Here is a 12,236-nt window from a genome sequence, read left to right as displayed (position 1 = left end):
AAACATTTTTTTACTAACTGAGCGCTTATAAACAGTGACTCAAACCGATTTTTTACTAACTCAAACCATTAAAAACACAATAAACCGAAATTTTACTAACTGAAAACCAGCTAAGTCCGATATGGTTAAAGATTAAAACTGTAAAGGGGGTTTACAGTTTTAGCAAAATATTAGCCACGCAGAGGTGGCTAATATTAAATTTAGTCACAGTACTTACTTTTTGTTTGTATGTTTATCAAACCACCATTGGATATAAGCGACTTTGGTCATTAAATTAGAAGGGCGAGCTGTAATTCCATGCGAGGCATTAGGTATACGTACCATCGCAGTATCAACACCTTGGAGCTTAAGAGCTTGGTAAAATTGCTCGGTTTCTGAAATTGGAGTACGGTAATCAGACTCACCTGTTAAAAGCATAGTGGGAGTTGTTACGTTCCCTACATAACTAATAGGAGAGCGTTTCATGTAATGCTCCATATGATCCCAAGGCTTACCCGGAAACCAGTAATCAGCGAAGAATGGATAGAAATCGGCAGTTAGTACAAAACTGATCCAATTAATAACAGGTTTTGCAACTACGGCAGCGGCAAACCTATCAGTGTGACCTACAATCCATGCGGTTAATACACCACCGCCCGAGCCACCGGTAACAAATAGTTTAGACTCGTCAATAAAGCCTTTTGCTATTAGCGCATCAACACCGGTCATTAAATCGTCAAAATCGTTACTTGGATAATTATGATGAATTGTCTGCGCAAAGGCTTTACCGTATGAATCGCTGCCACGAGGATTCATGTATAAAACCACGTTACCTTTGGCTGCAAATAATTGCACCTCGGTACTAAAATGAGGGCCGTAGTTAGCCACAGGGCCGCCGTGAATTTCTAGTACCAGTGGGTATTTTTTTGATTTATCAAAGCCTGGTGGGTAAGCTACCCAGCCTTGAATCGGTAATTGGTCGTGGCTTGATTTAAGCCAAATTTCTTCTACTTTTGCCAGTTGTTTATCGCCTAGTGCATCGGCATTGAGTGTGGTGAGGCGCTGAACTTTACCGCGTTTTATAGTGGCTATATCTGCAGGGCGCTGAGTATCGGCAAGTGTAAAAGCAATGTCGCCATCTTCGCTTATATCAAAGTCACCACCTGAGTAGGGGCGGCCAAAAGCAACACTACCAATTTGCTCAGTGATCACTTTACGGTTGCCACTGCGAGGCTGATAAGCAAGGGTGGTTTGACCTTCATCTGCGTAGCTAAAGTAAACCCCTTTAGTATTAGCACTCCATTTAATTTGTCCCACGCTTCTATCAAAGTTAGGGGTTAGGCTTGTTGTTTTACCAGACTTTAAATCGCGAATATAAAGTTGCGTGTTTTCGTAATTAGTACGTTTATCGTCATACCCTGTATACGCTAAGTAACGCCCATCGGGAGATACTTTAGGTTGTTGATCTGGCCCATTGCGGTTGGTAATGGCCTTGATGTCTAGGGTGGTTAAATTAAGTTGGTATATTTCACTGTTGATTGGTTTTAATTGATTTTGTTCATGGCGATTGGCAGAAAAATAAAGGGCTTTACCGTTTTTACTGAAACTTACTTCACCCGCATTATCAAACTTATCGTGTGTAAGCTGCTTTGCATTACCGCCGTTGGCATCTATAGCAAATAATTGATTATAGCCTTTTTGTGTGTAGCCTCCACCGTCGGCTCGGTAGTAAACATCGTCTATAAATTTTGCTGGTTCGGCCCACATCGCGCCTTTAGGCTTACCAGGCAAGCTTACAGGGGCGGCACTGCTACTTGGCACAAACATACTAAAAATAAGTTGATTAGAATTAGGGCTCCAAGTAATTGCACGTGGGTTGCTGGTTAGGTTACTTATTTTTGCTAAAGCACCTGTTTTAAGCCACTTTATATAAATTTGGCTGCTACCATCGCGGTTAGATATAAATGCAAGGCGCTGGCCATCAGGTGAAAGAACAGGGGAGTGATCCATATGAACGCCAGAGGTAAGCGGCTGTAGTTGTTTGGTTTTATAATCAACTGACCAAATATTACTGACTTTACGGTCGGTTTTTATATCCATCCGATTACGTACAAAGTACACCGTTTTACCATCGTCGGTTATATCAATTTGATTGGCATATTCAAGATTAAACACATCTTGTAGCTGTAATGTGTTGTCCTTTGCAAAAGCTAACTGACTACTAGCTAGTAATAAACTGCTACTTAAACTAAGTGCTATAAGCGTCTTCATTTGTATTCCCTGTTGTGTTTTTTGTATACATAGTTATATGTCAGCAGGGAAAGGATGAAAAGCGCAATGCGGTGAAACAATAATTTGTAACTACGAGTTGAAGCTGTAAAGGGGCTTTACAGCTCAAAAGTATGAGTTATTAAGTTAATTCACACAGGGATTTAATTTCTTTAATAAGTGCAATACCGGCTGCGTTGTCGCCATGTACACATAAGCTGTTAGCGTTTAAATTAAGTGTACTACCTGAGCGGGTAGTGACTGTGCCGTCGTTTAAAAGCTGTTTTACTTGCGCTAAAAGCGCTGGTTTATCGTGAACACTGCCCTCAAGGTGGCGAGATACTAAGTGTCCTTCGTCTGTGTATTGCCTGTCGGCAAAGGCTTCTAAAATTAGCTCAACGCCTAAGCTGTTTGCGGCTAAAGAGTGTTTAGCAGAGTCTTTAGTGGCTAATAGCATGAGCTTTAATGGCGACGGGTAGTGCGCAACGGCTGTAATAACCGTTTGTAAAATATGATCGTTTTTCATCATATCGTTATACAAAGCACCATGTGGCTTAACATAGCTAAGTGTTAAGCCTTGCACTTTGGCCATGCCATCAAGGGCAGCAATTTGGTAATGTAAGCAATTAGTCAGTTCTTGCGCACTCAGCGCCATAGAGCGCCTACCAAAACCTTGTTGGTCGGGATAACTTGGATGCGCACCTATTTGAACGTTATGCTGCTTTGCTAAATATAATGTATCAGCGATGACATCTGAGTCACCAGCATGAAACCCACAAGCAATATTCGCCATATCAATATGAGGCATTACCTCATCATCTAACCCCATTTTCCATGCGCCAAAGCTCTCGCCTAAATCGCAATTAAGTTTCATTTTATATCCCTTGTTTTTATTATTTTATGGTAACAGGCAGCACGCCGTGAGCCGGTACATTACCCAACAATACCTTTGCTAGCGCTGTAAATGCAGGCCCTGCAACCGCATTGTTTTTATCTGTATCTATATTGTACGCATAAGAAGCAAGCACTGCATCAGCTTTGCTGCCAAACTGCGCTATGTCGTAGGGGGCACGTAAGCTTATAAAAATTGTTTTTTTATTCACAGATGCTGCAATATCCAGTAAAGATGCCAGCGCTTTAGGTTGCTCTGCCGTATTGAGCGCAAAGCGAGGATTGTCTTTTAAATCATCCATTCCGCCAATCTCTACTGCACTTTGGTTTGGTGTGGCGTTGCCCGCGATAACAATATCTGCGTTTTTAATTAAGTTATGTGCTTTTACTGGGTCAAAGCCTTGCAAACTGCTGCAACTATATTTAAGCGTAATTGAACTTGTGGCGCTAAGTGCTTGCTGCATAGCCATGCATTTTCGTGTGTCGGGCATAATAATATGTACATGCTGCCCTTTAGTTAAATTAAGGGGTAATGCGTTATTGTTATTTTTAACCTCGGTAATGGCGTTTACGGCAAGCTCAGCTTCTATTTTTCGATGAGCTTTAGAGCCAATAATATTTTTTGCTTTAGCTAACGAGCTTAATGGGTCTAACTTGGTCGTTAATTTAAACTTATTTTTTAACGTTGTTATACGCGCAGCCGATTGAGCCACTTCGTTTTTATTTAGCTGGTTGCTGTTAACCGCTGCGATTAGTTCATCCATGAGTTCGTCTAGTGCGTTTAAATCATCCGGTGTTCTTATTTCTATGGGCATGAGGGCTAAATCTACGCCTGCTGCAAAAGTATTAATTACCGCTTGGGTAGGAGTGAAAAAATCGCTAATGCCAGCCATATCGAGTGCGTCGGTAACAACTACGCCTTGATAATTTAACTCGCCTCGTAAAATATCAGTAATGATAGTACGCGACATAGTGGCAGGCTTAATCATACTTTTGCCTTTAGTACTAACAAATGTACTGCTATCGAGCTGTGGGTATTGAATATGCGCCGTCATAATCATCCCCGGGTTTTGCGTAGCAATAATATGCTTAAATGGAGCGAGATCTTGCTGGTAAATTTCTTCTTTAGAATGGTTAACTTGTGGCAAGCCTGTATGGCTATCTACGTTGGTATCGCCGTGCCCTGGGAAGTGTTTTAACGACGTTATTACCCCATTGTTTTCGTACCCTGCAACTTGGGCTGCGCCAAGCTTACTGACTAAAGCTGGGTTTTCACCAAATGAGCGTACATTAATTACAGGGTTATCTGGGTTCATGTTTACATCTACGGTGGGAGCATAGTTAACATTAATACCTAAAGAATTAAGTTCTTTTGCTATAACGGTCGCTATTTGCGTCGCGTATTTTGTACCGTGCTTTTCATATGTAGCCCCAATAGACATGTTACCAGTAAATGAGGTGGCCACGTCGCGAGGCAGTCTAGCAACGCGCCCGCCTTCTTGATCTATTGAAATAAATAACGGCAGTTTAGAGCTCGACTTGCTAGCAGCATTTTGTAATTGGCTATTAAGGTTAATGGTTTGCTCAATAGATTGGGTGTTTTCAGAAAATAAAATTACCCCACCAATATTATGCTTTGTAATGGCCGCTGCTAGTTCATCAGGGAGAGACGTAACCGGTGTTCTACATTGTTTGCTTGACCCTTGTTGGCAAAAATAGCGTAAATCGAGTATTAGTTTTTGCCCCAGTTGTTGCTCAAGAGACAGAGTAGGCTTAGCAAAAGAAGATTGTAATGGCATTAAACACCCAGATAAAAAAACAACAGACGAAATAAAGCATTTATTTAGCAAAACACACTCCAGCGCTAAATAGATAAGTACCAGTAGCTTATCTACTTTTTTATACAACTGCAAAGTGCAGCTGCTTGTATGAGCAGGGTAATTTATTAGGCGTGTATCATTGCTGAATACAGATTTTTAGTTTGTACCAACATGTACAGCTAAAGTGCTTTTGGAGTAAGTAGTAATGCACTTTGCGTAGGCCGCAGTATATATTTACACCGTTTGGTAACAATACACTTTTAACGTATGCAGTGGATGTTACAAAGGCGCTAACGTACATAGGTTTTGGCGCAATTAAACGTGGCAGGTGAGGGTGATGTTATTTCCAATGGTGGGTATGCTTATAAATAGGGGCTCTGCAAAGGGGATGATAAAAAGCTGAGAATTTAATAGTGTGCAGTTTAAATAAGCACGTTAACTACAAAAGCCTTGCTGTGGTTAGGTTTCAGGTTAGTTGCGAGGCTATTTATAGCAAAGCCCAAGCACTATTTATTAATTGTATTACCATAAAGGCTTGACATAAATAGTTAACTCTATATAGTGGGCCGCAGCTAGAAAGAAAGCATGATAGTTTATAAATCTTTATTTCGTTGTTGTATAAGTAATACTTGTAGTACCGTCCTGAAGTTTTTAAGTACCATCTCATTTTTTGCTACACCCGCTCTTACGAGCATATTTTTTATTTTTATATCAGGATATTACAATGTCTAACATCGTATCAGGTACAGTTAAGTGGTTTAACGAGTCTAAAGGTTTTGGTTTCATCGAGCAAGAAAACGGCCCAGACGTTTTTGCACACTTCTCAGCAATCAAAAGCGAAGGTTTCAAAACTTTAGCTGAAGGCCAACGTGTAGAGTTCACTCTTTCACAAGGTCAAAAAGGTCCTCAAGCGGATAACATCACTCCGTTATAATTTTTACTGTTAAAGTAAAAATAAAAAAAAAGCGCGTAAGGCGCTTTTTTTGTGCCTAAAATTTGACTGTCCTACCTAAACACCTATTCTTTTATAAAAATTTATTATATTTATTGTGGTGTTGTTATTTTAAAAGCCTTACTTTCACTTCTTTTTATATTTTGCATACAACCTGTTTTGGCAAATAGCTTTAAGCTAACTATATATACTGATCATTTTGCACCCTATAACTTTTTAAACGATGAAGGTGTTTTGACTGGTGTAAATTTTGATATCGTAAATACATTATGCATTGACGCAAACATAGAATGCACATTTAGAGTGCAGCCCTTTGCGCGTGCTATGAAGTCTGTATCGTTAGACCCCCACTCAGCAATATTTTCTGTAGCTAAACATGAAAACCGGGTAAGTGTATTCAATTGGTTAGGGCCATTAGTTTCAGGTAAAACCTACTTTTATAAATTGGCTGGTAACAATCAAGTACAGAGCGCTAGTTTGAGCGAGCTTAAAAGTTATACTTTAGGTATTGTTAGAGGAGATATATATAGCACCCTAGTAGAAAAGGCGGGTTTTGAACGCGGCAAAAACCTCTTGGTGGTGGCACAAGAGCAAGAGTACATTGAGCTATTTATAAAAAAGAGGTTAGATTTAATTATAGGATCGGAGCAAGTCGTTAATAACCAACTTAAGGCATATGGTTTATCGCTAAGTAATGTTGAACAACTGTATGAGCTGCCTGTTCCGCCTTCTCTAAAAGATAACTATTTGGCGTTTAATAAACAAGTGCCTTTAGAGGTTACTAAGCGCTTTGAAATTGCGTATAACAAGCTTGTGCAACAGCGAGGGCTGGCATATTTTATGGCCCCCTATGAAAAATAATTAAGCTAGTTAAGGCTAAATATCATAGGGTAGGGGCGTTGTTTTTACTACCTCAAAATAGGCTTCATTAAGGGCCTTTATATATTTTAGATCAGTATTTATGTTGGCGGCTAAGTATGCATTAATGGTTAATTCATCCACTTTATAAAGAAAGCTTAAATGGTTTTTTTCATAGCCTAAGTACTCTACCATTTTAACCATAAAGTTTTTATCATCTACAATTAAGTCGACTTTGTTTGCTAACAACAGCGCATATGATTTTTTTATGTCAGAGGTTAGTACCACTTCAAAGCCTATTTTCGATAACGTATCTGTTGCAAAATCGTTGCGCTGCATCGCAATTTTATATTTTTTAGCATCCTCAGTTGTTGAAATACTTATGTCTGAGCGACTACTTAAGCTAATAAATCCTAGTTCAAAATGACCTACTGGGCCGCCTATCCAGTGAAACTTAGCCTCTCGTTCTGGGGTTCTGGCGAGGCTATATATAAATGTATTATCGACTGTTGTTGCTAATTTATAAGCACGCGCCCAAGGGTACATATGAATGTCGGGAGATAAGCCAGCAGCTTTAAAAATGTCGCGTATGAACGCAGTGCCAGAGCCTGACACCTCTCCATTAACGAGGGTTTGATGCGGTGGTGAAAGCTCCGTAACGACTAAAATTTGCTTAGATGAAGCAAAGCTAAAAAAAGAAAAAAACAGCAATAAAGATACAATTACACGCATTAATTAAGTTCATCTCATAGTGTTCAATAACGAATACAACGCTTAGCTGGCCATCACATAGCAAAAAGTAAATAGGTTTTATTTTTTGATAGTTTTGTGACTAATAGCTCATAAGCAAAAACACACGCCACTTATGTGCAAAAGATGCGGCAACGTTACAGCAAAAAATTACTACTAAGTGTGGTCTAAGATTGCAAATTTACCAATAATTAAAAGGATTTATGAAAAAAAGCTTATTTATTACGGGTGTTTGAGTAAACAGCTCGTTGAGGGAGGGACAAAGGCTAGTGCTTATTTAACTAAAAGGAGTAAGTTTTTAATAGCCCTAAAACGATAAAAGGGCCTTGCGGCCCTTGGTGAAGTATCGTTCAAGTCAGATAGTGCTTTAACCCCTTAAAGTACTATCTTCTTGTTTTGCAACACCGGTGTTCATCTCATTAAGTTTCTAAGCTAGCGAGAGGAAAAACCCAGCAATTGCTGCGCTCATAAGGTTAGCCATAGATCCTGCTAACACTGCTCTGAGCCCTAAGCGTGCGATATCCTTTCGCCGACTAGGCGCCATACCGCCTAATCCACCTAGTAAAATAGCTATCGACGATAGATTAGCAAACCCACACAAGGCAAAAGTTACAATTGCTTGAGTGTGCGCACTTAACGTATCGCGATAATTTATAAAGTCTAAGTAAGCAACAAACTCATTTACTACTAACTTTTGACCAATAAAACTACCTGCTATGATTGCCTCATCCCATGGTACGCCAAGTAACCATGCAACAGGGGCAAATACATAACCTAAAATCTCTTGTAGCGTTAAAGTAGGATAGTCAAACCACCCTCCAATTCCGCCTAATAAGCCGTTTAATAACGCTATTAATGCTACGAAAGCTAATAGCATTGCGCCCACATTTAGCGCTAAATGCATGCCGTTAGCTGCGCCTGATGCTGCTGCATCAATAACATTAACAGGCTTGTCTTCATCGCTATCTAACTCTGCGAGCGTATCTTTAGGTGTTTCGGTTTCTGGCACAATCATTTTAGCCATTAAAAACCCACCTGGTGCAGCCATAAAGCTAGCGGCAATTAAATACTTAAGCTCTACACCAATTATTACGTAACCTGCCATTACAGAGCCTGCTACCGTGGCTAAGCCACCTACCATTACTGCAAACAACTCAGACTTAGTCATGGTTGCTATAAACGGCTTAACGATTAAAGGTGCTTCAGTTTGGCCTACAAATATATTAGCCGTTGCTGAGAGCGATTCTGTGCGCGAGGTTTTCAATAATTTTTGTAAACCGCCGCCCAAAATTTTAATTATCCAATCCATTATGCCAATGTGATAAAGCACAGCAACAAGTGCTGAGAAAAACACAATGACCGGTAAAACTTGAATAGCAAAAATAAAACCTAGCGTGTCTTGCGAAGCAAGTGGGCCAAATAAAAATCCAATCCCATCGTTTGCAAAACTAATAACCGAAGAAACGGCACTAGACATACTTGCTAACACATTTTTGCCTGCTTCAAAAAACAGTACAAACCCACCAATAACTACTTGCATAGCAAAGGCTATCGCTACGGTGCGTAAGTTTATTGCTTTGCGATTAGTCGACGCCGCAAAAGCAATACTTAGTAGTACAAACATGCCTACTAAGCTCATAAATGTTGTCATACAGATGTTTCCCGTTATTATTCTTGTAGTAAATACTTAATTTTACTTTTAATAATATCAATCGCAACGCGGTTCATACCGCCTCGAGTCACAACCAAATCAGCGTTATGCTTTGAAGGCTCAATAAATTGATAAAACATCGGTCTAACAGTTGCTTGATATTGCTCAACAACAGATTGTAATGTTCTACCTCTTTTTTCCATGTCTCGTTGCATACGACGCATTAAGCAAATATCAAGGGGGGTATCTATAAACACCTTAATATCAAATTCTTTATTAAGTGCTTTATCACTTAATAATAAAATACCTTCTACTATTAAAATTTTAGCTGCAGCAACGCGGCGAGTTTCATCGCTTCGTGTGTGTTGTGCATAATCATAAGTAGGTACTTCGACAGAGTTACCACTACGAAGTTGAGTTAAATGTTCTAGCATTAACTCATGTTCAAATGCATCAGGATGGTCGTAGTTAGTTTGCGTACGGTGTTCCATAGGCAAATGCGACTGATCCTTGTAATAAGCATCTTCTTCAATAATGGCGATAGCGCCTGGTTCAAGCTCATTAACCAACTCATTGTAAATAGTTTGGCTAAAAAGAGATTTGCCCGACGCCGATGCGCCAGCAATAGCTATAATAGTTCGTGTCACTAAAGTTCTCACCCACACAGAAAAGGAAAAGTTGTTTGGTTGATCACAATAGCAAAAAAGACACGAATAATCTCTTTTGCTTTGCTTAAGAACGCAAATTTATAATGTTTAGCTTTTATGAAACAGGACTTATGTCCTGTACGGAAAATTCGTTCAGCGGATAAAGTAACCACCTAGAAGCAAAGTGAGGTCAACATGGCAAGAGCAATCATCTTAATGGCAGACAGCCTAGGTATAGGCGCAGCACCCGATGCAGACAAATTTGGTGATGTTGGAGCAAATACACTTGCCCACTTGTTAAAAGCATACCACGACGAAACAGGAAAAGCGTTATCGTTACCTAATTTATCTAAATTAGGTTTAATTGATGCCTGTGAGGCAGCAGGTGGCGAAACGTGTTTAGTTTCTGACCGTCAAGCATCACAAGGTGCATGGGGTTATGCAAAAGAGCTTTCAAGCGGTAAAGATACGCCTTCAGGGCATTGGGAAATGGCCGGCGTACCCGTGTTATTTGATTGGGGTTACTTCCCTAAAACACAGCCGAGTTTCCCACAAGAATTTGTAGATGAGTTTATAGCCCGCACGGGTATTCCTGGTATTTTAGGCAACTGCCATGCATCAGGCACCACCATTTTAGAGCAACTTGGTGAAGAGCACGTAAAATCAGGTAAGCCAATTTGTTATACCTCTGCAGATAGCGTATTTCAAATAGCTGCTCACGAAGAGTCATTTGGTCTAGAGCGACTTTACGAAATTTGTGAAATTGCTCGCGAATTACTCGACAAGCTAAATATAGGTCGTGTTATAGCTAGGCCATTTTTAGGCACAAGCAATGCAGACTTTGCTCGCACAGGTAATCGTCGTGATTATTCTGTATTGCCGCCGTCGCCAACATTGTTAGATGTGTTATCTAAACACGGTGGTGAAGTAATAAGCATTGGTAAAATTGCTGATATATATGCACACCAAGGTATTACGCAAAAACATAAAGCCCCAGGGCTAATGAATTTGCTTGAAAAAAGCAGCGAAGTATTAGCAAACGCGCCAGACAACAGCTTAATTTTTACCAATTTAGTTGATTTTGACGAAAAGTTTGGCCACCGTCGTAACCCAGTTGGTTATGCAAAAGCATTAAAAGAATTTGACGATTACTTACCAACTATACTAAACCAATTAAATGCAGATGATGTATTAATGATCACTGCAGATCACGGCTGTGACCCAACCTTTCCAGGTTCTGAGCACACCCGCGAATATGTACCAGTTATAGCTTATCAACCGGGCATGCAAAATACCCCGCTTGGCGAGCGCAATAGCTTTGCAGATATAGGTCAAACCCTTGCACAGTGGTTTAACTTACCTGCACTTGAATACGGCGACGGCTTTTTAAATAAGCTTAACGCGCCTAAATAAAAAGGAAAAACAATTAATGAGTACTCCGCATATTAGTGCAAACGTTGGTGACTTTGCTGAAACAGTATTAATGCCGGGCGATCCGCTTCGTGCACAGTACATTGCTGAAAACTTTTTAGATGATGCAGTACAAGTAACTGGTGTACGTAACATGTACGGCTTTACAGGCACATACAAAGGTAAACCGGTAAGTATAATGGGTTCGGGCATGGGCATACCATCTATGTCTATTTATGCGCGTGAGTTAATTGTAAGCTTTGGCGTTAAAAATATTATCCGTATTGGTACCTGTGGTGGTATTGGTACAGATATTAAAATTCGCGACGTAATTTTTGCACAAGGTGCAAGCACCGATTCAAATGTAAACCGTGCACGCGTTCGTGGTTACGATTTTTCAGCAATTGCTAACTTTGACCTACTTTTAAACGGTGTTAACGCCGCTAGAGAGCTAGGTATAAAAGCAAAGGTAGGTAACGTATTTACTACCGATACTTTCTACCAAGCTGACGACACATTTTACAAAGACCTAGATAAACTAGGAGTACTTGCTGTTGATATGGAAACAGCCGGTTTATACGGTGTAGCAGCAGAGTACGGTGCAAATGCAATGGCATTATTCACGGTAAGTGACCACGTGATCACTGGTGAAGCAACACCAGCCGATGAGCGCCAAAGCACGTTTAACGAAATGGTTAAAATTGCATTAGAGTCTATTTAATAAACGTAATTTTATTAAATTAGCAAACAGTTCCTTGGTAACGTATTCACTAAGTTTTGGAGACACGCCCAAAGTGAAGTGAGACTAAACCCCCAAAGCCGCATTTTATGCGGCTTTTTTTATGCCCATAAAAGCGTTGCTCTTAAAACGCCAGCAAGCTGCGCGTCTACAGGGCTGGGTTTTGCTCCGGCGTTAGTTTGACTTGTAGACGTTGAGCTTGCTCACGTTAGAAGCGCAGCTTCTCATGACTTTGGCAAAGGGGTTTACACAACGTAAAACGTTGTTTTTA

10 protein-coding genes are annotated in these 12,236 nt (G+C 40.1%); 4 read left to right on the top strand and 6 right to left on the bottom strand.

Annotated features, from left to right (window positions below):
- Window positions 1-213: 213 nt before the first annotated feature.
- The 3 genes from AN391_RS00050 to AN391_RS00040 all read right to left on the bottom strand — a co-directional run bounded on the left by AN391_RS00050 (window position 214) and on the right by AN391_RS00040 (window position 4,937).
- Window positions 214-2,250, bottom strand: a complete 2,037-nt coding sequence (locus tag AN391_RS00050; protein WP_055013481.1) for a S9 family peptidase — start codon at window positions 2,248-2,250, stop codon at window positions 214-216.
- A gap of 139 nt (window positions 2,251-2,389) precedes the next feature.
- A complete protein-coding gene (locus AN391_RS00045) occupies window positions 2,390-3,121 on the bottom strand; it encodes a 5-oxoprolinase subunit PxpA (RefSeq protein WP_055013480.1) in 732 nt (243 codons plus the stop codon).
- Between the two features lie 19 nt (window positions 3,122-3,140).
- Window positions 3,141-4,937, bottom strand: a complete 1,797-nt coding sequence (locus AN391_RS00040) for a glycoside hydrolase family 3 protein (RefSeq protein ID WP_055013845.1) — start codon at window positions 4,935-4,937, stop codon at window positions 3,141-3,143.
- 745 nt (window positions 4,938-5,682) lie between these two features.
- On the opposite strand from AN391_RS00040, the gene AN391_RS00035 reads away from it, so the two are divergent.
- A complete protein-coding gene (locus AN391_RS00035; RefSeq protein ID WP_004587186.1) occupies window positions 5,683-5,892 on the top strand; it encodes a cold-shock protein in 210 nt (69 codons plus the stop codon).
- A 177-nt stretch (window positions 5,893-6,069) separates the two neighbouring features.
- Window positions 6,070-6,771: an ABC transporter substrate-binding protein gene (locus AN391_RS00030; protein WP_055013479.1), complete on the top strand. Its 702-nt coding sequence runs from the start codon at window positions 6,070-6,072 to the stop codon at window positions 6,769-6,771.
- A 15-nt stretch (window positions 6,772-6,786) separates the two neighbouring features.
- On the opposite strand, the gene AN391_RS00025 is transcribed toward AN391_RS00030, so the two are convergent.
- The 3 genes from AN391_RS00025 to udk all read right to left on the bottom strand — a co-directional run bounded on the left by AN391_RS00025 (window position 6,787) and on the right by udk (window position 9,816).
- Window positions 6,787-7,500 (bottom strand): ABC transporter substrate-binding protein, encoded by a 714-nt coding sequence (locus tag AN391_RS00025; protein ID WP_055013478.1) that lies wholly within the window; start codon window positions 7,498-7,500, stop codon window positions 6,787-6,789.
- Window positions 7,501-7,945: 445 nt separating this feature from the next.
- Complete coding sequence (locus AN391_RS00020) at window positions 7,946-9,169, bottom strand: NupC/NupG family nucleoside CNT transporter (protein ID WP_055013477.1); 1,224 nt, start codon at window positions 9,167-9,169, stop codon at window positions 7,946-7,948.
- A 17-nt stretch (window positions 9,170-9,186) separates the two neighbouring features.
- The gene (gene udk, locus AN391_RS00015; protein WP_004587190.1) at window positions 9,187-9,816 is read right to left on the bottom strand and encodes a uridine kinase; all 630 of its coding nucleotides are present in this window, start codon (window positions 9,814-9,816) and stop codon (window positions 9,187-9,189) included.
- Window positions 9,817-10,011: 195 nt separating this feature from the next.
- On the opposite strand from udk, the gene AN391_RS00010 reads away from it, so the two are divergent.
- Both AN391_RS00010 and deoD read left to right on the top strand, forming a co-directional pair.
- Window positions 10,012-11,229 (top strand): phosphopentomutase, encoded by a 1,218-nt coding sequence (locus AN391_RS00010; RefSeq protein WP_055013476.1) that lies wholly within the window; start codon window positions 10,012-10,014, stop codon window positions 11,227-11,229.
- Between the two features lie 16 nt (window positions 11,230-11,245).
- On the top strand, window positions 11,246-11,947 hold the full coding sequence (deoD, locus tag AN391_RS00005; RefSeq protein WP_055013475.1) for a purine-nucleoside phosphorylase: 702 nt from the start codon (window positions 11,246-11,248) through the stop codon (window positions 11,945-11,947).
- The last annotated feature ends 289 nt before the right edge of the window (window positions 11,948-12,236 follow it).

This window comes from Pseudoalteromonas sp. P1-13-1a, from assembly GCF_001401875.1.
In the GTDB taxonomy this organism is placed as follows: Bacteria; Pseudomonadota; Gammaproteobacteria; order Enterobacterales; family Alteromonadaceae; genus Pseudoalteromonas.
Note: the sequence above shows the minus strand (reverse complement) of the source record. Positions and strands in the feature narration are given on the sequence as shown.

Coding starts and splice junctions, on each gene's coding strand:
- AN391_RS00050 (WP_055013481.1), bottom strand. CDS start 2,250: ATGAAGACGCTTATAGCACTTAGTTTAAGTAGCAGTTTATTACTAGCT.
- AN391_RS00040 (WP_055013845.1), bottom strand. CDS start 4,937: ATGCCATTACAATCTTCTTTTGCTAAGCCTACTCTGTCTCTTGAGCAA.
- AN391_RS00045 (WP_055013480.1), bottom strand. CDS start 3,121: ATGAAACTTAATTGCGATTTAGGCGAGAGCTTTGGCGCATGGAAAATG.
- AN391_RS00025 (WP_055013478.1), bottom strand. CDS start 7,500: ATGCGTGTAATTGTATCTTTATTGCTGTTTTTTTCTTTTTTTAGCTTT.
- AN391_RS00020 (WP_055013477.1), bottom strand. CDS start 9,169: ATGACAACATTTATGAGCTTAGTAGGCATGTTTGTACTACTAAGTATT.
- AN391_RS00010 (WP_055013476.1), top strand. CDS start 10,012: ATGGCAAGAGCAATCATCTTAATGGCAGACAGCCTAGGTATAGGCGCA.
- deoD (WP_055013475.1), top strand. CDS start 11,246: ATGAGTACTCCGCATATTAGTGCAAACGTTGGTGACTTTGCTGAAACA.
- AN391_RS00035 (WP_004587186.1), top strand. CDS start 5,683: ATGTCTAACATCGTATCAGGTACAGTTAAGTGGTTTAACGAGTCTAAA.